This window comes from Paraburkholderia sp. JPY419 (assembly GCF_050435705.1).
Lineage (GTDB): Bacteria > Pseudomonadota > Gammaproteobacteria > Burkholderiales > Burkholderiaceae > Paraburkholderia > Paraburkholderia youngii.
On sequence record NZ_JBNDKV010000002.1, the window covers coordinates 2,462,045 to 2,481,745 of the forward strand.

Here is a 19,701-nt window from a genome sequence, read left to right on the forward strand (position 1 = left end):
CTGTTCAGGCGTACTTGATTGGCTCTGACGGCGAACGTCGCGCTACAGACGATAAAGGCCCGCTAATTGGCGGGCCTTTGCCTTTGTGGCGGTGTTTGGCGCAAGCTAGCTCCCGCTTACCAACCGCCCCAGCGCGCCGCGAGCGCAGCAAGCACCGCGATCCCTGCGGTCTCGGTGCGCAGCACACGCGGTCCCAAGCCCACCGCGGCAAAGCCCTGTTCAACGGCGGCGGCTTCCTCGTCGGCGGAAAGGCCGCCTTCGGGGCCGATCAGCAGCGTCACGCCGCCAGGCGGCGGCGCGTCCGGCAGCGCCGTGAAACCGATGCTCGCGCGTGGCGACAGCAGCAGGCGCAACTCGTCGGGTGCGGGTTCGCGCGACAGGGTATCGAGCCAAGCGCCAATCTCACACACCGGCATCACATCCGGCAGCCGATTACGCCCGCACTGTTCGCACGACGCCCGCACCACACCTTGCCAGTGCTGCTGCCGCCGCTGCGCGCGCTCGCCGGTCAGCCGCACGACGCTGCGTGCGGTCGCGAGCGGCACGAAGCCAGAGGCGCCGAGTTCGACCGCCTTCTCGATCAGCCAGTCCATCTTGTCGCCGCCGGCGATGCCTTGGGCGAGCGTCAGCCGATACGGCGGCTCGACCTCCACCGCGCGAAATTCGCCAATTTTCACGCGAGCCGAACGGCGCTCGACCTCGACGAGTTCGGCGCCGTATTCGCCGCCCTGACCGTTGAACAGCACGAGCGAATCGCCAGGCTGCAAACGCAGCACGGCCACGTGGCGGACGACGTCGTCTGGCAATGCGATCACGTCGTCGGGGTAAAGCAGCGCATCAACAAAAAAACGGGGCATCGACGAATGACTCTCGGATTCAGGAAAGGTGGCGGGCGAGCGCCCAGCGATAGCCGTCGATATCTTCGACCTGCGCGAAGCGGTCGCCCCAGAACTGGTCCTGCGGCTCGCTCAGCGACTTCGCGCCAGCCGCGAGCGCGCGAGCATACACGGCATCGACGTCCTCGACATAGACATAGAACGATTGCGGCGCGATCGTGCCCGCGCTTTTCGGCGTCTTCGCGGTCGAGCCGAACGCGCCTTCGGGTGCGAACATCACGATCAACTGGCCTTGGTAAGTCATCTCGACGTGCATGACGACGCCGTCGTCCTGCACGCTGTCGCGCACGTCGAAGCCGAACGCCGCCGAAAAAAACGCCGTCGATGCGCGCGCGTTCCGCACCGTCAGATAGGGGGTCAGCCAGGGCACACCGGCGGGGCGGGGGGCGGTCATGGAGTTCTCCGGGTCTCGTGGGGCAGCGTGGCCACTGTTGCGGGTTTCGCTCCGGCGCGGCATGCCGGCTTCGCTCGAACCGGTTCGCTCGAGGTGTCCGCGCTTCAAATGGATGGTTTCGTCGTCGGACTCAGTTTATCGCGCGCCGTTCGCGCTGCCGAGAATAGCCCCGCGTGCAGGGCCGGTTCGTCGTGACGCAGCGAATCGATGCCGCGCGCGGCGAGACGTTCGGCGAGCGTGCGAATCGGGCGGGTCGTCGCGGAGCTCGATGGGCATCCGCGCATCGAGCCGATCGAGGCGTGCATGAGGAAATCCGTAGACGGCGTCGGCACAAGGCTGGAACAATAGCGGGGCGTCACGGCGGACGGGCTCGATCGGCAGCGTGGGCAAATCAGCTGCTCGAATCGCGAATGCCGCCGCCGGGCGGAGGGCGTTGAACCGCGCGGCCGGGCGGCTTTCCGGCCGGCTAGGGGTTAACCTTCTGCTAGAATGTGACGCTTTCAGCCTTGTCCGCTTGCTCTGCCCGTTTCGCGTCTCCTGGCGCCGCATCGTGCGCCGTAGCGACCGGACCGCCGAGCTTCCGGGCCTCAAGCGCGCCTCGCTTTCTGACTCTGTCTCCGGACTCGACATGACGACCCCGTCTCCCGCACCCACTTCCCTGATGGCCAACGCGATCCGCGCGTTGGCCATGGACGCCGTTCAAAAGGCGAACTCCGGCCACCCCGGCATGCCGATGGGCATGGCCGAAATCGCCGTTGCCCTGTGGTCGCGTCATCTGCGCCATAACCCGAAGAACCCGCAATGGGCCGATCGCGACCGCTTCGTGCTGTCGAACGGTCACGGCTCGATGCTGCTGTACTCGCTGCTGCATCTGACCGGCTACGATCTGCCGATGGAAGAGCTGAAGAACTTCCGCCAGCTCCATTCGAAGACGCCGGGTCACCCGGAATACGGCATCACGCCGGGCGTCGAGACGACCACCGGTCCGCTCGGACAGGGCCTCGCGAATGCGGTCGGCATGGCGCTCGCCGAGTCCCTGCTCGCCACCGAATTCAACAAGCCCGACGCGAAGATCGTCGACCACCACACGTATGTGTTCGTCGGCGACGGCTGCCTGATGGAAGGCATCTCGCACGAAGCCTGTTCGCTCGCAGGCGTGCTGAAGCTGAACAAGCTGATCGCGTTCTACGACGACAACGGCATCTCGATCGACGGCGAAGTGGTGCACTGGTTCCACGACGACACGCCGAAGCGCTTCGAAGCGTACGGCTGGAACGTGATCCCGAACGTGGTCGGCCATGACGTCGACGCGGTCGACGCGGCGATCAAGCAGGCGAAGCAGTCGGACAAGCCGACGCTGATCTGCTGCAAGACCGTGATCGGTGAAGGCGCGCCGACCAAGGCGGGCTCGCACGACTCGCACGGCGCGCCGCTCGGCGACAAGGAAATCGCGGCAACACGCGAAGCGATCGGCTGGAAGTGGGAGCCGTTCGTGATTCCGCGGGAAGTGTACGCGGCATGGGATGCGAAGGATGCGGGCGCGCGCCTCGAATCCGAATGGGACAAGGCGTTCGCCGCCTACGCGGCCAAGTATCCGCAGGAAGCGGCCGAGTTCAAGCGCCGCAGCGCGAAGCAGCTGCCGGCCGACTGGAAGGACAAGGCAAAGGCGATCATCGCCGGCGCGAACGAACGCGCCGAGACCGTCGCGACGCGTAAGGCGTCGCAGCAGGCCATCGAAGGCCTGTCGGCCGCGCTGCCCGAACTGCTCGGCGGCTCCGCCGACCTGACCGGCTCGAACCTGACCAACTGGAAGGCCGCGAAGCCGGTGCGCGTGAACGCCGAAGGCCGTGCCGCCGGCAACTACGTGAACTACGGCGTGCGCGAATTCGGCATGAGCGCCGCGATCAACGGCGTCGCGCTGCATGGCGGCTACAAGGCATTCGGCGGCACGTTCCTGACGTTCTCGGACTACAGCCGCAACGCGCTGCGCGTCGCCGCGCTGATGAAGTCGCAGTCGATCTTCGTGTTCACGCACGACTCGATCGGTCTCGGCGAAGACGGCCCGACCCACCAGTCGATCGAACAGGTCGCGAGCCTGCGCCTGATCCCGAATCTGCAAACGTGGCGTCCGGCCGATACGGTCGAAACCGCGGTGGCCTGGACCCATGCGATCGAACATGAAGGTCCGTCGTGCCTGATCTTCAGCCGTCAGAACCTGCAGTTCAACGAGCGCACCGACGCGCAGATCGCCAACATCGAGAAGGGCGGCTACGTGCTGCGCGACTGGGACGAAGAGATCGTCGCGCGTAAGATCATCCTGATCGCGACGGGCTCCGAAGTCGAACTGGCGATGAAGGCCGTCGAGCCGCTCGCGCGCGAAGGCATTGCCGCACGCGTCGTGTCGATGCCGTCGACGACCGTGTTCGACAAGCAGGACGCCGAGTACCGCGAACGCGTGCTGCCGCACGGCGTGCGCCGCGTCGCGATCGAAGCGGGCGTGTCGGATTTCTGGCGCAAGTACGTGGGTCTGGAAGGTGGCGTGGTCGGCATCGACACGTTCGGCGAATCGGCCCCGGCAGGTGTGCTGTTCAAGCATTTCGGTTTCACCGTCGAGCACGTGGTGGCGACGGTCAAGGCCGCTCTCGGCTGATGGTTGCGTCGCGTTGCCGTCGCGCCCCTCGTGGTTGCGCGGGGCAACGCACCGAACCGGATGTCCGACCAGGCGAACATAAACGGATTTTTTAGCCATCAGGAGATACATCATGACGATTCGCGTCGCAATCAACGGCTACGGCCGGATCGGCCGCAATACCCTGCGCGCCTTCTATGAAAACGGCAAGAAGCACGATATCGAAATCGTCGCCATCAACGATCTGGGCGATGCGAAGACCAACGCCCACCTGACGCAATACGACACCGCGCACGGCAAGTTCCCGGGTCAGGTGTCGGTGGACGGCGACTACCTCGTCGTGAACGGCGACAAGATCCGCGTGCTGGCGAACCGCAACCCGGCTGAACTGCCGTGGGGCGAGCTGGGCGTCGACGTCGTGATGGAGTGCACGGGCTTTTTCACGACCAAGGAAAAGGCCAGCGCGCACATCAAGGGCGGAGCGAAGAAGGTCATCATCTCGGCGCCGGGCGGCAAGGATGTCGACGCGACCGTCGTCTACGGCGTGAACCACAACGTATTGAAGGCATCGGACACGGTCATCTCGAACGCATCGTGCACGACCAACTGCCTCGCGCCGCTGGTCAAGCCGCTGAACGACAAGATCGGTCTCGTGAACGGCCTGATGACGACGATCCACGCGTACACGAACGACCAGGTTCTGACCGACGTGTATCACGAAGACCTGCGCCGCGCGCGTTCGGCCACGCATAGCCAGATCCCGACCAAGACCGGTGCGGCATCCGCGGTCGGCCTCGTGCTGCCGGAACTGAACGGCAAGCTGGACGGCTACGCAATCCGCGTCCCGACCATCAACGTGTCGGTCGTCGACCTGTCGTTCATCGCCGCGCGTGACACGACGGTCGAGGAAGTCAACGCGATCATGAAGGAAGCGTCGGAAGGCGCACTGAAGGGCGTTCTCGGTTACAACGACGCACCGCTCGTGTCGATCGACTACAACCACAACCCGGCTTCGTCGACGTTCGACTCGACGCTGACCAAGGTGTCGGGCCGTCTCGTGAAGGTGTCGAGCTGGTACGACAACGAGTGGGGCTTCTCGAACCGCATGCTGGACACGGCTGTGGCGCTCGCGAACGCGAAGTAAGTTTCGGGTTTCACGCTGCATGAAAGCCGCTCCTCGGAGCGGCTTTTTTTCGTCTGCGGTATCGGCGCGACGGCTACGGCGTCGGGAAATAGACGCCCGCGCGCTGCGCGGCGTTCGCGATGTGCGTCTCGATCGCCTTGCCGGCCGCGAGCGAATCGCGGGCCTTCAGCGCGTCGAGAATCGCGCGATGCTCGGTGTAGGTGGATAGCACCCGCTCGCGCCGGTAGAACGGCATGCGCTGGCTTTCCTTCATGATTTCGGCGCTGCTGCGCAGGATCGACTCGATCGCGGCATTGCCCGCGATGCTGACGATGCGCATATGGAACGCGTAGTCGAGCCGCGCCGCTTCGTCGAGTTCCTCGCAGGCGAGCGCGCTTTGCATCGCGGTGACGTTTTCCTCGAGCCACGCGAGGTCGTCGTTGGTGACCGCGAGCACCGCCATGCGCGCAACGAAGCCTTCGAGCGCGTAGCGCATCTGATACGTGTCGGGCAGCGACGACTGCTCGGCGAAACGCCACGCCTGAGCGGCTTTCGCCTGCGCGCTTTCCACGTACACGCCCTTGCCCGGCCGGATTACCAGCAGGCCGAGGGCTTCAAGCGTGGAGAGCGCTTCGCGCAGTGACGCGCGGCTGATCGACAGTTCATCGGATAGCTGGCGCTGCGCCGGCAGCAGGCTGCCCACCGGATAGACGCCCGCTTCGATGCGTTCGCGGATGGTCGCGATGGCCGCGTCGGTGACGGTGTGCGGGACGTTTTTCATAAAAGCTCGCTTGGTGGCGTGGTCTGACCAAAATTCTAATACGCGGTCGAAAACGGCGCGCCGCACAACGTCCGAGATCCTGAATCCGACCCGAAATCGCCGAAAAAACAACGGGTAAACACTGTTCGATCAATCCTTGACGGGACTATATCGGCTTCCTACTATTCGCCATAACAGCACTGGTCGGACCAGTCTGAACAGAAGTGACCGAGACAACCATCCGCAGGAGGAAGCCGTGTCGAAATTCTTCAATTCGCTATTTGGCCGGGTCGTGATAGCGCTCGTGGTCGGCATCGTACTCGGTGCCGTGTTTCCGCATTTCGCGCAGTCTCTGCGGCCGCTTGGCGACGGTTTTCTGAAGCTGATCAAGATGGTGATCGGACCGATCGTGTTCTGCGTGGTGGTGAGCGGTATGGCGCATGCGGGCGATCTGCGCAAGGTCGGCCGCGTCGGCTTGAAGTCGGTGATCTACTTCGAGGTAATGACGACGATCGCGCTCGTGATCGGCGCGGTGCTCGCTTACGCGACGCGTCCGGGCGCCGGCATGAACGTGAACCTGAGTTCGCTCGATGCGGCGTCGCTCACGACCTATACCGAGCACGCGAAGAGCCTGAAGGACACCGCCGGCTTTCTGCTGAAGATCATCCCCGACACGGCGATCAACGCGTTCGCAACCGGCGACATCCTGCAGATCCTCGTGTTCTCGGTGCTGTTCGGCTCGGCGCTGTCGCTGCTCGGCAAGCGCGCGCAACGCGTGAGCGGGTTGATCGATGAGCTGTCGCAGGTGTTCTTCCGCGTGATGGGCTTCATCATCAAGCTCGCGCCGCTCGGGGTGCTCGGCGCGATCGCGTTTATGACCGGCACCTACGGCGTCGAGTCGCTGAAGCAACTCGGCATGCTCGTGCTGGTGTTCTACGCGAGCTGCGTGGTGTTCGTTGTGCTCGTGCTCGGCGCGGTGATGCGGCTCGCCGGCTTCAGCATCTTCAAGCTGATCCGCTATCTGCGCGAAGAACTGTCGATCGTGCTCGGCACCGCGTCGTCCGACGCCGTGCTGCCGCAGATCATGCGCAAGCTCGAATGGATGGGCGTCAAGGATTCGACGGTCGGTCTCGTGATTCCGACCGGCTACTCGTTCAACCTCGACGGCTTCTCGATCTATCTGACGCTTGCGGTGCTGTTCATTGCGCAGGCGACCAACACCCCGCTGTCTATTCATGACCTGATCGTCGTCGTGCTGGTGTCGCTGGTGACGTCGAAGGGCGCGCACGGCATACCCGGCTCGGCGATCGTGATTCTCGCTGCGACGCTCTCCGCGATTCCCGCAATTCCGGTGCTCGGTCTCGTGCTGATTCTGCCGGTCGACTGGTTCGTCGGCATCGCCCGCGCGCTGACCAACCTGATCGGCAACTGCGTCGCGACGGTGGTGGTCGCCGTGTGGGAAAACGATATCGACAAGGCGCGCGCGCAACGCGTGCTGAATCGCGACGCGGCGCTGCGCTATGTGCCCGCTGTCGACGACACGCTCGCCGAGCCGGGTGCGGGCGAACACGCGCCGGCAGTCTGACGGCGGCGCCGGCTCTGGTCTGACCAGACCAACCGGCATCGTCTTCAGACGGAGTTTTTTCGCAAACCGGCGGCTGCCGTGGCGCCGCCGGCCGTTTCTGACCTCTTCCACACTGACCGACATCATGGCCAACCCGATCCTCGACCCGAACGCTCCCGCTTTCACGCGCCGCTACATGAACCTCGCCGATCCGCGCCTCGGCGCGAAGGCGCTGTTCGCCAGCGACGAATTCTTCGCACCGAAAGAGCGCATGCTGGAGCCGCAGCCGGCGGTGTTCATCGCCGGCAAATACGACGACCACGGCAAGTGGATGGACGGCTGGGAGACGCGCCGCAAGCGCACGAACGGCCACGACCATTGCGTGATCCGTCTCGCGCGGCCGGGCGTCGTGCATGGCGTCGATCTCGATACGAGCCACTTCACCGGCAATTTCCCGCCGGCGGCGTCGATCGATGCCTGTCACAGCGACGCTGACGTGCCGCCCGAGCACGCCGACTGGCAGCCGCTCGTGCCGGCGACGACGCTACAGGGCAACCAGCATCACTACGTCGAAGTGAAAGACGCGCGCCCGGTCACCCATCTGCGGGTGAATCTCTATCCGGACGGCGGGCTCGCCCGACTGCGCGTGTACGGCCAGCCGCAGCGGGACTGGAGCCGCGTCGAGCGCGGCACGCTGCTCGATCTGGCCGCGATCGAAAACGGCGCGTACCTCGTTGCCGCGAACAACCAGCATTTCGGGCCGGCCTCGCAGATGCTGATGCCAGGCCGCGGCGTGAACATGGGCGACGGCTGGGAAACCCGGCGGCGTCGCGAGCCGGGCAACGACTGGGCGATCGTCGCGCTCGCGCGGCCCGGCGTTATCCGCAAGATCGAAGTGGATACGGCGCACTTCAAGGGCAACTTCCCGGACCGCTGCTCGCTGCACGCGGCATCGGTGACGGGCGGCACCGACGATTCCCTCGTCACGCAGGCGATGTTCTGGCCGGTGCTGCTCGGCGAACACAAGCTGCAGATGGACCACGTGCACACGTTCACGGACGACCTCGCCGCGCTCGGGCCGGTCACGCACGTGCGCTTCAACATCTTCCCGGACGGCGGCGTGTCGCGCCTGCGTCTCTGGGGCGAGATCGCTTAACGCACGCAACATCAGGGAGCGGCACGCATGAAGATCCTGCAGATGGAACGCCTGACGCGCGCGGCTTTCGCGCCGTTCGGCGACGTGATCGAACTCGACGGCGCGCGTCATTTTCCCATCAATGGCGGCACCACCGAGCGCTATCACGACCTCGCGCGCGTCGACGTGGCGGAGCAGGGCGGCCGGCCGCTCGTCAATCTGTTTCGCGCGCAGCCGCGCGCGCTGCCCGTCGTGATCACGATGATGGAGCGGCATCCGCTCGGCAGCCAGGCTTTCATTCCCTTGCGCGCGGGCCGCTATCTGGTGGTGGTCGCGCCGGCCGGCGAGTTCGACGCCACGCGGATGCGCGCGTTCTGGACCGACGCGTGGCAAGGCGTCAATTACGCGAAAGGGGTTTGGCACCATCCGCTGCTCGCGCTGGATCAGGTCAGCGATTTCATCGTGGTCGATCGGGGCGGCGACGCGCCGAATTGCGACGAATTGCAATTGGCCGAACCGTGGCGGCTAGCCTTCGAGCCGAGCGTGGAGCTGGTCGGATAGCCGTATTTGCCGTCGCCTGAACAAAAAAACCCGACCGATTCTCATCGGCCGGGTCTTTCTTCTGACTTGCCAGGCCGCGTATTCGCACGCGGCCCGCGATGCATCAGTGCTTACGATGCGGGCAATTTTCCTTCGTACACGCCCCATACAGTGCCAGCGCGTGCTCCTGCAGCTTGAAGCCGCGTGCCTTGGCGATGGACTGCTGACGACTTTCGATTTCGGGGTCGAAAAACTCCTCCACGAGCCCGCAATCGAGGCACACGAGGTGATCGTGGTGCGTCCCCTCGTTCAGTTCAAACACCGCCTTGCCCGACTCGAAATTGCTGCGCGAGAGCAGGCCGGCCTGCTCGAATTGCGTCAGCACGCGATACACGGTGGCGAGACCGATATCGAGTTCCTCGTGCAGGAGGTTGCGGTACACGTCTTCGGCGGTTAGATGACGTACCGGGCTGTGTTGGAAAATCTCAAGGATTTTGAGGCGCGGAAGGGTCGCCTTGAGCCCGATATTCTTGAGATCGGTTGGATTGGTCATGACAAGGGATCCCTAGAGTACAATGCTGGGCTCTCATAGTAATGTGTTTTGCCGTTCTGGTCATTTTCGATGGAATGAGCGCGGCCCGCAAGCGGGCCCGCACGGTGAGTGAAATGATTTCTAAATCTCAATTGATCTACCGGGGGAGCCGCATGCGGGGTACCTTGATCGCGGTTGCGACTGTCGCGGTTCTTGCCGGATGTTCCACGTACGACAGCCTGACCCAGCGCGTTGCCCAAAGCATTACGCCGTATCGGATTACGGTCGTGCAAGGTAACTTCGTGTCGCAGGAAATGGCCGGCCAGATGAAGGTCGGCATGACGCGCGCACAGGTGCGTCAGGTGCTCGGCACGCCGCTGTTGACCGACATGTTCCACGCGGATCGCTGGGATTACACGTTCTATTTCAAGCGTGGCAACACCTCGATCGTTCAGCAACGCGACTTCATCGTGTTCTTCTCGGGCGACACCGTGACCCACTGGACGGGTGGCGAGGATCTGCCGACCAATCTCGAATTGCTGGCCGAAATCGACGGCGACCGCAGTGGCCGTCGCTCGAACGCTACGCCGCCGAGCGCGGCGAGCGCGGCCGAGGCCGCCAGCGCCGCAGCCGCCGCAAGCGGGGCTGCCGCCGCGGCGCCGGTCAAGTTGGACACGACGCGCTCGCCGTCGGTCGAAGGCGCCCAGCAAGCCGCCACGCCGTCCATGGACGCCAACGCGGAAGCTGCCCAGGCGGCCAATCGCGCGACCAGCGCGGTGTCTACGCCGAGCGGCGCGCCGTCCGTGCGTTCGGCCGTGCCGAGAGCAGGCGCTGGCGGAATCCCGACGCAAGGCCCGACGGCCGGTGGTCAGCCGCAGTTCCAGTTCAAACGGCCGCCGCCGCCGGCGCCGGAAAACGAGAGCAACCCGGTCGGCCCGACGGGCTCGCAAAGCGGCGACAGCTCGGCGCCGCACGCTTCGCCGTCAACGTCCGGAACGAGCAACTGATCCGCTTGTCGGTGTCGTGAGGCGGGCTGCGCGTAGCATGTGCGGCGCCCGCCAGATGTGTGTTCGTCCGGCGTCAGGCGCGGCCGGAAATGCACCGCTTGGGCCGCATGAACCTGTTGCCGCAGTGCGCCGCGGCAGTGGCTCGCCGCAGCGGGCGGTATCAGTCAGTCACTTGAGCGAGCCGTCCCGGTTGGCCGCGGGCGTTGGCTTCAGCAGCGAGCCGCCCGGCCTTGTCGCAAGATCGTGCCGCCTGTCGCCGCTTGTCCCTATATCGACCGGGCGCATTCCCCGGCACACTGGTCGGTGCATTCGCCGGCCGCGTTTGCCGGGCTCCATCCCGGTTGACTCTTTTCGAATCCTCATCGTCATGAAAATTGCCATTGCAGGCGCATCGGGCCGTATGGGCCGCATGCTGATCGAAACCGTCCTCAACGACGCCGACACGACGCTGTCCGGCGCGCTCTGCCGCACGGGCGCGGCGCAGCTTGGCCAGGACGCCGGCGCGTTCCTCGGCAAAGAGACCGGTGTGCTGCTGTCCGACGATATCGAGCGCGTGTTTGCCGAATCCGACTACCTGATCGACTTCACACGCCCGGACGCGACGCTCGCGCATCTCGAAGCCGCGCAGCGCCACAACGTGAAAATGGTGATCGGCACGACCGGCTTCGACAACGCGCAAAAAGCGCAGTTGCGCACGGCGGCGCAGAAGATCGGCGTGGTGTTCGCGTCGAACATGAGCGTCGGCGTGAACGTTACGCTGAAACTGCTCGAATACGCGGCGCGGCACTTCTCGACCGGCTACGACATCGAGATCATCGAGGCTCATCATCGCCACAAGGTCGATGCGCCGTCCGGCACCGCGCTGACGATGGGCGAAGTGATCGCGGGCGCGCTTGGCCGCAATCTCGACGACTGCGCGGTCTACGGCCGCGAAGGCGTGACCGGCGAGCGCGATCCGTCGACGATCGGCTTCTCGGCGATTCGCGGCGGCGATATCGTCGGCGATCATACGGTGCTGTTCGCGGGCATCGGCGAGCGCATCGAGATCACGCACAAATCGGCAAGCCGCCTGTCATATGCACAAGGCGCGCTTCGTGCTGTACGCTTCCTCGAAGGCCACGACAACGGCTTCTTCGACATGCAGGACGTGCTCGGCCTGCGTTGAGCGAAGTCCGTTGCGCATAGGCGGGGCAGCGCATCCCGAGCGCGCCCTCCCGAAGTCACTTTCCTAAGGCGAGGTCAGATGGCAGGCAGCAGCGGCATCATCCATTACCTGCAAACGAGCGACGCAATCACGCATGCCGTCGCCTACGTGCTGCTGGCCATGTCGATTGCGAGCTGGTGTTTTCTGATCGTCAAGAGCTGGATTTTGGCGCGCGCGAAACGCCAGTCCTCGCGGGCGATCGCGCGCTTCTGGCAAGCGCCGACGCTCGCCGAAGGCGTCGCCATCCTGCGCCGCACCGACCGTGAGCGCGTGTTCGCGCCGCTCGCTGAAGCGGCGCTCAGTGCGGCCGAGGTCGACATTCCGGGCGCGCTGCTCGCGCGCGTCGAGCGCAGCGAACGGGTGCTGCGCGCGCTGCGCCAGGCGCTCGCCGCGTCGCAGCGGCGGCTCGAGTTCGGCCAGGTGCTGCTGGCGTCGGTGGGCAGCACCGCGCCGTTCGTCGGTCTGCTCGGCACCGTATGGGGCATCTATCACGCGCTCGGCAGCATCGCGGCGAGCGGGCAGGCGCAGATCGAGAACGTCGCGGGACCGGTCGGCGAGGCGCTGATCATGACCGCGTTCGGTCTGGTGGTCGCAATTCCGGCGGTGCTCGGCTACAACGTGCTGGGCCGCCTCGTGCGGCAATTGACCGAGGAGCTGGACGGTTTCGCGCACGATTTGCACGCGTACGTGTGCTCCCCCGAGCATGCGCCGACGCCGCCCCGCGCGCAGCAGGCGGCGCACGAGGCGCACCGCTGACGCTTGGCGTGCGGCGGGCAGGGCCAAGCTCAGACGCAAGGAGGCGACATGGCATTCGGCGGACTCGAGAAGAAGCAGACGGCCGCGCCGATGGCCGAGATCAACATGACGCCGCTGATCGACGTGATGCTGGTGCTGCTGGTGATTTTCATCATTACCGCGCCGCTGTTCTCGCATGCGATCCGGCTCGATCTGCCGAAGGTCGCGGCGGCGCCCGCGCGCCAGACCCCGCAAACCATCTCCCTGTCGATCGACGGCGCCGGCAAGCTCTACTGGAACGGCAAGCCGATCACGCTCGCGCAGATGCGCATGCAGTTCGCCGAGGCCGGCAAGCAGGCGGACCAGCCGGACATCCAGCTGCGCGCGGAGCGTTCGACGCGCTACGAAGTCATCGCGCAGGTGATGGGCGCCGCGCAGCAGGCGGGGCTCGAGCGGATCGGCTTCGTGACGGACCCGCCGCCGCCCGCCGCGCAGCACTGAGCATCACCGGGCGCTGGCTGGCGCGCAGCGCGTCGGCGAATCCGGCACACCCCGCCCCGCACCGTGCCGCGCGTAGCGGCGCACCCGTCCACGAACGGTATAATCAGCCCTTTCCCCGCCGAAGGGGAAACGACGCAACGACATTCTGCAGAGCACCGGGCCGGTGCGAAAGCACCGAACCTAGCGATCCCATCACACCATGCACGAAAAATACGTTCCCTCCGACGTCGAAGCCGCCGCGCAAGGGCAATGGCGCGCCATCGACGCCTACAAGACGACGGAAACCACCGACAAGCCCAAGTTCTACTGCGTCTCGATGCTGCCGTATCCGTCGGGCAAGCTGCACATGGGGCACGTGCGCAACTACACGATCAACGACGTGATGTACCGCTATCTGCGGATGAACGGCTACAACGTGCTGATGCCGATGGGTTGGGACGCGTTCGGCATGCCGGCGGAAAACGCCGCGATGGCCAACAACGTGCCGCCCGCGCAGTGGACCTACGACAACATCGCTTACATGAAGAAGCAGATGCAGTCGATGGGTCTCGCGATCGACTGGTCGCGCGAAGTCGCGACCTGCAGCCCCGACTACTACAAGTGGAACCAGTGGCTGTTTCTGAAGATGCTCGAAAAGGGCATCGCGTACAAGAAAACCGGCACCGTGAACTGGGACCCGGTCGACCAGACCGTGCTCGCGAACGAGCAGGTGATCGACGGGCGCGGCTGGCGCTCGGGTGCGCTCGTCGAAAAGCGCGAAATCCCGATGTACTACATGCGCATCACGCAGTACGCGGATGAACTGCTGAACGATCTCGACGGCCTCGGCTGGCCCGAGCGCGTGAAGATCATGCAGCAGAACTGGATCGGCAAGAGCTTCGGCGTGAACTTCGGCTTCCCGTATGAAATCGACGGTGAGCAGAAGCTGCTGCGCGTGTTCACGACGCGCGCCGACACGATCATGGGCGTCACGTTCTGCGCGATCGCCGCCGAGCATCCGCTTGCCACGCGTCTCGCGCAAGACAAGCCGGAACTGCAGGCGTTCATCGACGAATGCAAGCGCGGCGGCGTTGCCGAAGCCGACGTCGCGACGATGGAAAAGAAGGGCATGGCCACCGGCTTCTACGTCACGCATCCGCTGACGCACGAGCAGGTCGAGGTGTGGATCGGCAACTACGTGCTGATGACTTACGGCGAAGGTGCGGTGATGGGCGTGCCGGCGCACGATGAGCGCGACTTCGCGTTCGTGAAGAAGTACGGTCTGCCGGTGAAGCAGGTGGTCGCGGTCGAGGGCAAAGAGTTTTCGACTGAAGCCTGGGCGGAGTGGTACGGCGAGAAGGCCGGCACGCTGGTCAACAGCGGCAAGTACGACGGCCTCGCGTACGACGAAGCGGTGGACCGCATCGCCGCCGATCTTAAGGAACTCGGCCTCGGCGACAAGCAGATCACGTGGCGTCTGCGTGACTGGGGCGTGTCGCGCCAGCGTTACTGGGGCACGCCGATTCCGATCATCCACTGCCCGAAGTGCGGCGACGTGCCGGTGCCGGAACAAGACCTGCCGGTCGTGCTGCCGGAAGACCTCGTGCCGGACGGCACGGGCAATCCGCTCGCGAAGTCCGAAGCGTTCCTGAACTGCACGTGCCCGAGCTGCGGCGGCGCGGCGAAGCGCGAAACCGACACGATGGACACCTTCGTCGATTCGTCGTGGTACTTCTATCGCTACGCGTCGCCGGATGCGAAGACGATGGTCGACGAGCGCACCGATTACTGGGCGCCGATGGATCAGTACATCGGCGGTATCGAACACGCGATCCTGCACCTGTTGTACTCGCGTTTCTGGGCGAAGGTGATGCGCGACCTCGGCCTCGTGAAGTTCGGCGAACCGGCGAAGAACCTGCTCACGCAGGGCATGGTGCTCAACGAAACCTACTACCGCGAAACCGAAGCGGGCAAGAAGACCTGGTACAACCCGGCGGACGTCACCGTCTCGTTCGACGACAAGGGCCGCCCGGTCGGCGCGGTGCTGAACGCCGACGGCGAGCCGGTCGTGCTCGGCGGCGTCGAGAAAATGTCGAAGTCGAAGAACAACGGCGTCGACCCGCAGATGCTGATCGATCAGCACGGCGCGGACACCGCGCGTCTGTTCGTGATGTTCGCGGCTCCGCCCGAGCAGCAGCTCGAGTGGTCGGGTTCGGGCGTCGAAGGCGCGAGCCGCTTTCTGCGTCGCGTGTGGAACTTCGGCTACACGAACGAAGCCGCGCTGCGCACGGGCGGCCAGTTGGACGCCGCACAATTCAACGACGCCGACAAGGCGCTGCGTCGTGAAATCTATAGCGTGCTGAAGCAGGCCGATTTCGACTATCAGCGTCTGCAGTACAACACGGTGGTATCGGCCGCGATGAAGATGCTCAACGCGCTCGATGGCGCGAAGGGCGCGCAGACGGCCGTGCTGCGCGAAACTTACGGCGTGATGCTGCGTGTACTGTATCCGGTCGTGCCGCACCTGACGTTCCAGCTGTGGCAGGAGCTCGGCTATGCCGACGAATTCGGCCCGCTGCTCGACGCGCCGTGGCCGAAGGTCGACGAGAAGGCGCTCGAACAGGCCGAGATCGAACTCGTGCTGCAGGTGAACGGCAAGGTACGCGGCGCGATCACGGTCGCGAAGGACGCATCGCGCGACGCGATCGAGCAGCAAGCGGCCGCGCACGAAATGGTCGCGAAGTTCAGCGAAGGCAAGGCGCCGAAGAAGATCATCGTGGTGCCGGGCCGTCTCGTGAACGTGGTCGTTTGACGTTCCGAGCCCTCATCCGGCAGATGGAGCGCCGCCCGTCCGGCGGCGTTCCTCGGCATTGCGAATCCACTGCGAACCGGGAGCGAATGTGACTCGCAGATCGTTTTTGACGCTCGCTTGCAGCGTAATGATGTTGTCGGCCTGCGGCTTCCAGTTGCGCGGCCAGCAGGACTACGCGTTCAAGCGCCTCTATGTGTCCGGCGGCTCGCCCGCGGCCATCGCGCGCTTCACGCGCATCGTGCAGGGCGGCAGCGACACCGTGGTGGTCAACTCGGTCGCCAATGCCGACGCGATCCTGCAAATCACGCAGAACCGCAACCTCAGCACGCTGACGCTGAATTCGCTGGGCGTCGTCGCCGAGTATCAGCTGAATCTGCAGATGACCTACACGCTGACCGGCAAGGACGGCACCGTGCTGATTCCGGGCAGCGTGATCGCGCTGAACCGCGCGATGACCTATAGCGACCAGTTCTCGCAGGCGAAGGCCGCCGAGTCCGACATCCTGTTCGCCGACATGGAAAACGACGCGGTCGATCAGCTGATCCGCCGTCTCGGCGTGGTGCGCTCGCTGCATCCGACGCCGGCCGAGGCCGTGCCGGGCATCGTGCCGCGCGCGCCGCTGCCGCCGCCGCCGCTGTGAGCATCGCGCCGTTCGTGAGTCGTCGACTCTCATCCATACCGTCAACCGCCAGCCATGCAACTGCGACCTGACGCGCTCGAAGCGCATCTCGCCAAAGGCCTCGCCGGACTGTACGTCGTGTACGGCGACGAGCACCTGCTCGCGCAGGAAGCGTGCGATCGCATCCGCGCGGCGGCGCGCGCGGCAGGCTTCACCGACCGCTCGGTGTTCACGGCCGAGCGCTATTTCGACTGGAGCTCGCTGCTCGGCGCGAGCCAGTCGATGTCGCTGTTCGGCGACCGTCAACTGGTCGAATTGCGCATTCCATCGGGCAAGCCGGGCAAGGAAGGCGCCGACGCGCTGAAGGCCCTGGCATCCACCGTCAACGACGACGTGCTGACGATGATCACGCTGCCGCGCCTGGATGCGGCCACGCAGAAGTCGGCATGGTTCACCGCGCTCGCCGATGCGGGCGTCGCGCTGAAGATCGATCCGGTCGAGCGCGCGCAGCTGCCGAACTGGGTCGGGCAGCGGCTCGCGGCCCAGGGTCAGCGCGTTGCAGCCGGCGAGGAAGGGCGGCGCGCGCTCGCGTTCATCGCCGAGCGCGTCGAGGGCAATCTGCTCGCTGCGCATCAGGAAATCCAGAAGCTCGGGCTTCTGTATCCGAGCGGCTCGCTGAGCTTCGATCAGGTGCAGGACGCGGTGCTCAACGTCGCGCGTTACGACGTGTTCAAGCTCAATGAGGCGATGCTCGCGGGCGACGTCGGCCGTCTCGCGCGCATGCTCGACGGCCTGCGCGGTGAAGGCGAGGCTGCGGTGCTCGTGCTGTGGGCCGTTGTCGAGGAAGTGCGCACGCTGTTGCGGATCAAGCGCGGCGTCGCGGCCGGCAAGCCGCTCGCGATGCTCACCCGCGAGAACCGCGTGTGGGGTCCGCGCGAACGGCTGATCGGACCGGCGCTGTCGCGTGTCAGCGAAGCGGCGCTCGAGAAGGCGCTCGCGCTGGCGGCGCGGCTCGACCGGCAGGTCAAGGGCTTGTCGGGCGGCACGCCGGGCAATCATCGCAACGATCCGCCGCCCGATCCGTGGGACGGCCTGTTCGAACTCGCAATGACGGTGGCCGCGCCAAAACCGTCGGCGGCGTTGCCAGTGCCGCCGCCGCGACCTCGGGCGCCGACTGCGGCGCCAGCGCGGCGGCCAATCTAAGCAGCCGGGCGCGGGCGAGTTCCGGCGGCGATTGCAATCGCACAGCAACCGTCAATCGCGTCGCATGCAGACCACCGTGTTTCCCATGCCACGGGCTCAACACAACGCAACGGCAAACCCCGCGACAGCACAGCGCACCCGCTGCCCCCTCGCGAGCAAAGCCCCGGTACCCGACTTACAATCGTTTGATCTTTCGCTAATCTTGCCCGACCACCGCACGCCAACGTGCGGGCATCACGAGAATGACCATGGATATCGACCAGTACATGACCGACCTCGGCCAACGCGCTCGCCAGGCTTCGCGCGCGATGGCGCGGGCGTCGACCGCCGCGAAGAATGCGGCGCTTGCAGCCGTTGCCGAGGCGATCGAGCGCGATGCCGATCTGCTGAAGGCCGCCAACGCGCGCGACCTCGAACGCGCCCGCGGCAAGGGCCACGACGCCGCGTTCATCGACCGTCTGACGCTGTCCGACAAGGCGCTGAAGACGATGGTCGAAGGCCTGCGCCAGGTCGCGGCGCTGGCCGATCCGATCGGTGAAATCAGCAATCTGAAGTATCGACCGAGCGGCATCCAGGTCGGCCAGATGCGTGTGCCGCTCGGCGTGATCGGCATCATCTACGAATCGCGCCCGAACGTGACGATCGACGCGGCCGCGCTGTGCCTGAAGTCCGGCAACGCGACCATTCTGCGCGGCGGCTCGGAAGCGCTCGAATGCAATACCGCGCTCGCCAGGCTGATCGGCGAAGGGCTCGAAGCAGCCGGTCTGCCGCAGGACGCGGTGCAGGTGGTCGCGACGCCGGACCGCGCGGCGGTCGGCAAGCTGATCACGATGACCGAATACGTCGACGTGATCGTGCCGCGCGGCGGCAAGAGTTTGATCGAGCGTCTGATGAACGAAGCGCGCGTGCCGATGATCAAGCACCTCGACGGCATCTGCCACGTCTATGTCGACGATCGCGCGGACCTGGCGAAGGCGCTCAACGTCTGCGACAACGCGAAGACGCACCGCTACGGCACCTGCAACACGATGGAAACGCTGCTGGTCGCGCGCGGCATCGCGGCCGAAGTGCTGCCGCCGCTTGGGCAATTGTATCGAGGCAAGGACGTCGAGCTGCGCGTCGATGCGGCGGCGCGCGCGGTGCTGGCCGATGCCGGCGTCGGCCCGCTCGTCGACGCGATCGAGGAAGACTGGCGCACCGAATATCTGGCGCCGGTGCTCGCGATCAAGGTGGTCGACGGCATCGACGCGGCGATCGAGCACATCAACACTTATAGCTCGCAGCACACCGATGCGATCGTTACCGAAGACCACGACCGCGCGATGCGCTTCCTGCGCGAAGTCGATTCGGCGAGCGTGATGGTCAACGCGTCGACGCGTTTCGCGGACGGCTTCGAGTTCGGTCTCGGCGCCGAGATCGGCATCTCGAACGACAAGCTGCACGCGCGCGGCCCGGTCGGACTGGAAGGGCTGACTTCGCTGAAGTACATCGTGCTCGGGCACGGCGAAGGTCGTCAATAAGCGCGCATCGAAGCACCGCCACAACGAACACAACAACAAGAACCACAAGGACCCCCCGATGCTTTGGGTAAAGACGTTTCACATCGTGTTGATTGCCTCCTGGTTTGCCGGCCTGTTCTATCTGCCGCGCATCTTCGTCAATCTGGCGATGGAAACGGAACCCGCCGCGACGGCGCGTCTTCTGCTGATGGCGCGCAAGCTGTTCCGCTTCATGAGCTTCATTGCGGTGCCCGCGATCGCGTGCGGCTTGTGGTTGTGGCTCGTGATCGGCATCGGCAGCGGGCAGGGCTGGATTCACGCGAAGGTCGGCGTGGTCGTGCTGCTCGTCATCTATCACGCGTATTGCGGCGTGCTGCTGCGCAGGTTCGAGCGCGGCCAGAATCGCCGCTCGGACAAGTGGTATCGGATGTTCAACGAGCTGCCGGTGCTCGGTATGCTCGCGGCGGTCGCGCTGGTGGTGATCAAGCCGTTCTGAGCGGCTGACGGCGTTAAGCAGGACGCTGGAAAAGACAAAAGGGCGGTGTGCCAGTTGAATGGCACACCGCCCT

19 protein-coding genes are annotated in these 19,701 nt (G+C 65.3%); 14 read left to right on the forward strand and 5 right to left on the reverse strand.

Annotated features, from left to right (window positions below):
- Nucleotides 1-116 precede the first annotated feature (116 nt).
- The 3 genes from QFZ91_RS17455 to QFZ91_RS17465 form a co-directional block, all read right to left on the reverse strand.
- The gene (locus QFZ91_RS17455; protein ID WP_368596380.1) at nt 117-857 is read right to left on the reverse strand and encodes a 16S rRNA (uracil(1498)-N(3))-methyltransferase; all 741 of its coding nucleotides are present in this window, start codon (nt 855-857) and stop codon (nt 117-119) included.
- A 19-nt stretch (nt 858-876) separates the two neighbouring features.
- Nucleotides 877-1,290 carry a VOC family protein gene (locus QFZ91_RS17460; protein WP_429567921.1) on the reverse strand — a complete coding sequence of 138 codons (414 nt, stop codon included), beginning with the start codon at nt 1,288-1,290 and terminating at the stop codon, nt 877-879.
- Between the two features lie 104 nt (nt 1,291-1,394).
- Nucleotides 1,395-1,595, reverse strand: a complete 201-nt coding sequence (locus tag QFZ91_RS17465; protein ID WP_429567922.1) for a hypothetical protein — start codon at nt 1,593-1,595, stop codon at nt 1,395-1,397.
- A 323-nt stretch (nt 1,596-1,918) separates the two neighbouring features.
- Here QFZ91_RS17465 and tkt point away from each other — a divergent pair, with 323 nt between their 5' ends.
- Both tkt and gap read left to right on the forward strand, forming a co-directional pair.
- Nucleotides 1,919-3,940 (forward strand): transketolase, encoded by a 2,022-nt coding sequence (tkt, locus tag QFZ91_RS17470; RefSeq protein ID WP_429567923.1) that lies wholly within the window; start codon nt 1,919-1,921, stop codon nt 3,938-3,940.
- Nucleotides 3,941-4,052: 112 nt separating this feature from the next.
- The gene (gap, locus tag QFZ91_RS17475) at nt 4,053-5,063 is read left to right on the forward strand and encodes a type I glyceraldehyde-3-phosphate dehydrogenase (RefSeq protein ID WP_176121843.1); all 1,011 of its coding nucleotides are present in this window, start codon (nt 4,053-4,055) and stop codon (nt 5,061-5,063) included.
- A gap of 73 nt (nt 5,064-5,136) precedes the next feature.
- On the opposite strand, the gene QFZ91_RS17480 is transcribed toward gap, so the two are convergent.
- Entirely contained in the window at nt 5,137-5,823 is a 687-nt protein-coding gene (locus QFZ91_RS17480; protein ID WP_176121841.1) for a FadR/GntR family transcriptional regulator, read from the reverse strand.
- Nucleotides 5,824-6,058: 235 nt separating this feature from the next.
- On the opposite strand from QFZ91_RS17480, the gene QFZ91_RS17485 reads away from it, so the two are divergent.
- From QFZ91_RS17485 to QFZ91_RS17495, 3 genes are all read left to right on the forward strand, one after another.
- A complete protein-coding gene (locus tag QFZ91_RS17485; protein ID WP_429567924.1) occupies nt 6,059-7,387 on the forward strand; it encodes a C4-dicarboxylate transporter DctA in 1,329 nt (442 codons plus the stop codon).
- Between the two features lie 124 nt (nt 7,388-7,511).
- The gene (alc, locus tag QFZ91_RS17490) at nt 7,512-8,522 is read left to right on the forward strand and encodes an allantoicase (protein ID WP_429567925.1); all 1,011 of its coding nucleotides are present in this window, start codon (nt 7,512-7,514) and stop codon (nt 8,520-8,522) included.
- A gap of 27 nt (nt 8,523-8,549) precedes the next feature.
- A complete protein-coding gene (locus QFZ91_RS17495) occupies nt 8,550-9,062 on the forward strand; it encodes an ureidoglycolate lyase (RefSeq protein ID WP_429567926.1) in 513 nt (170 codons plus the stop codon).
- Nucleotides 9,063-9,165: 103 nt separating this feature from the next.
- On the opposite strand, the gene fur is transcribed toward QFZ91_RS17495, so the two are convergent.
- Nucleotides 9,166-9,594: a ferric iron uptake transcriptional regulator gene (gene fur, locus QFZ91_RS17500; RefSeq protein WP_027198845.1), complete on the reverse strand. Its 429-nt coding sequence runs from the start codon at nt 9,592-9,594 to the stop codon at nt 9,166-9,168.
- A gap of 152 nt (nt 9,595-9,746) precedes the next feature.
- Here fur and bamE point away from each other — a divergent pair, with 152 nt between their 5' ends.
- The 9 genes from bamE (at nt 9,747) to QFZ91_RS17545 (ending at nt 19,628) form a co-directional block, all read left to right on the forward strand.
- Nucleotides 9,747-10,580, forward strand: a complete 834-nt coding sequence (gene bamE, locus QFZ91_RS17505; protein ID WP_429567927.1) for an outer membrane protein assembly factor BamE domain-containing protein — start codon at nt 9,747-9,749, stop codon at nt 10,578-10,580.
- A gap of 367 nt (nt 10,581-10,947) precedes the next feature.
- The gene (gene dapB, locus QFZ91_RS17510) at nt 10,948-11,745 is read left to right on the forward strand and encodes a 4-hydroxy-tetrahydrodipicolinate reductase (RefSeq protein WP_429567928.1); all 798 of its coding nucleotides are present in this window, start codon (nt 10,948-10,950) and stop codon (nt 11,743-11,745) included.
- A gap of 78 nt (nt 11,746-11,823) precedes the next feature.
- Nucleotides 11,824-12,540 carry a MotA/TolQ/ExbB proton channel family protein gene (locus QFZ91_RS17515; RefSeq protein WP_176121835.1) on the forward strand — a complete coding sequence of 239 codons (717 nt, stop codon included), beginning with the start codon at nt 11,824-11,826 and terminating at the stop codon, nt 12,538-12,540.
- Between the two features lie 48 nt (nt 12,541-12,588).
- A complete protein-coding gene (locus QFZ91_RS17520; RefSeq protein ID WP_368584042.1) occupies nt 12,589-13,020 on the forward strand; it encodes an ExbD/TolR family protein in 432 nt (143 codons plus the stop codon).
- A 199-nt stretch (nt 13,021-13,219) separates the two neighbouring features.
- Nucleotides 13,220-15,811 (forward strand): leucine--tRNA ligase, encoded by a 2,592-nt coding sequence (gene leuS, locus QFZ91_RS17525; RefSeq protein WP_429567929.1) that lies wholly within the window; start codon nt 13,220-13,222, stop codon nt 15,809-15,811.
- 88 nt (nt 15,812-15,899) lie between these two features.
- A complete protein-coding gene (gene lptE, locus QFZ91_RS17530; protein ID WP_176105063.1) occupies nt 15,900-16,451 on the forward strand; it encodes an LPS assembly lipoprotein LptE in 552 nt (183 codons plus the stop codon).
- A gap of 54 nt (nt 16,452-16,505) precedes the next feature.
- Nucleotides 16,506-17,633 (forward strand): DNA polymerase III subunit delta, encoded by a 1,128-nt coding sequence (holA, locus tag QFZ91_RS17535; protein ID WP_176380901.1) that lies wholly within the window; start codon nt 16,506-16,508, stop codon nt 17,631-17,633.
- A 248-nt stretch (nt 17,634-17,881) separates the two neighbouring features.
- Nucleotides 17,882-19,153 (forward strand): glutamate-5-semialdehyde dehydrogenase, encoded by a 1,272-nt coding sequence (locus tag QFZ91_RS17540; RefSeq protein WP_176380900.1) that lies wholly within the window; start codon nt 17,882-17,884, stop codon nt 19,151-19,153.
- A gap of 58 nt (nt 19,154-19,211) precedes the next feature.
- Nucleotides 19,212-19,628 carry a CopD family protein gene (locus QFZ91_RS17545; protein ID WP_176121830.1) on the forward strand — a complete coding sequence of 139 codons (417 nt, stop codon included), beginning with the start codon at nt 19,212-19,214 and terminating at the stop codon, nt 19,626-19,628.
- Nucleotides 19,629-19,701 lie beyond the last annotated feature (73 nt).

Excerpts from the sequence above, each read along its gene's own strand:
- QFZ91_RS17465 (WP_429567922.1), bottom strand. The coding sequence starts at position 1,595 with ATGCACGCCTCGATCGGCTCGATGCGCGGATGCCCATCGAGCTCCGCG.
- QFZ91_RS17540 (WP_176380900.1), top strand. The coding sequence starts at position 17,882 with ATGGATATCGACCAGTACATGACCGACCTCGGCCAACGCGCTCGCCAG.
- gap (WP_176121843.1), top strand. The coding sequence starts at position 4,053 with ATGACGATTCGCGTCGCAATCAACGGCTACGGCCGGATCGGCCGCAAT.
- holA (WP_176380901.1), top strand. The coding sequence starts at position 16,506 with ATGCAACTGCGACCTGACGCGCTCGAAGCGCATCTCGCCAAAGGCCTC.
- bamE (WP_429567927.1), top strand. The coding sequence starts at position 9,747 with ATGCGGGGTACCTTGATCGCGGTTGCGACTGTCGCGGTTCTTGCCGGA.
- tkt (WP_429567923.1), top strand. The coding sequence starts at position 1,919 with ATGACGACCCCGTCTCCCGCACCCACTTCCCTGATGGCCAACGCGATC.
- fur (WP_027198845.1), bottom strand. The coding sequence starts at position 9,594 with ATGACCAATCCAACCGATCTCAAGAATATCGGGCTCAAGGCGACCCTT.
- QFZ91_RS17495 (WP_429567926.1), top strand. The coding sequence starts at position 8,550 with ATGAAGATCCTGCAGATGGAACGCCTGACGCGCGCGGCTTTCGCGCCG.
- dapB (WP_429567928.1), top strand. The coding sequence starts at position 10,948 with ATGAAAATTGCCATTGCAGGCGCATCGGGCCGTATGGGCCGCATGCTG.
- leuS (WP_429567929.1), top strand. The coding sequence starts at position 13,220 with ATGCACGAAAAATACGTTCCCTCCGACGTCGAAGCCGCCGCGCAAGGG.
- QFZ91_RS17480 (WP_176121841.1), bottom strand. The coding sequence starts at position 5,823 with ATGAAAAACGTCCCGCACACCGTCACCGACGCGGCCATCGCGACCATC.
- QFZ91_RS17515 (WP_176121835.1), top strand. The coding sequence starts at position 11,824 with ATGGCAGGCAGCAGCGGCATCATCCATTACCTGCAAACGAGCGACGCA.
- QFZ91_RS17460 (WP_429567921.1), bottom strand. The coding sequence starts at position 1,290 with ATGACCGCCCCCCGCCCCGCCGGTGTGCCCTGGCTGACCCCCTATCTG.
- alc (WP_429567925.1), top strand. The coding sequence starts at position 7,512 with ATGGCCAACCCGATCCTCGACCCGAACGCTCCCGCTTTCACGCGCCGC.
- QFZ91_RS17455 (WP_368596380.1), bottom strand. The coding sequence starts at position 857 with ATGCCCCGTTTTTTTGTTGATGCGCTGCTTTACCCCGACGACGTGATC.
- QFZ91_RS17520 (WP_368584042.1), top strand. The coding sequence starts at position 12,589 with ATGGCATTCGGCGGACTCGAGAAGAAGCAGACGGCCGCGCCGATGGCC.
- QFZ91_RS17545 (WP_176121830.1), top strand. The coding sequence starts at position 19,212 with ATGCTTTGGGTAAAGACGTTTCACATCGTGTTGATTGCCTCCTGGTTT.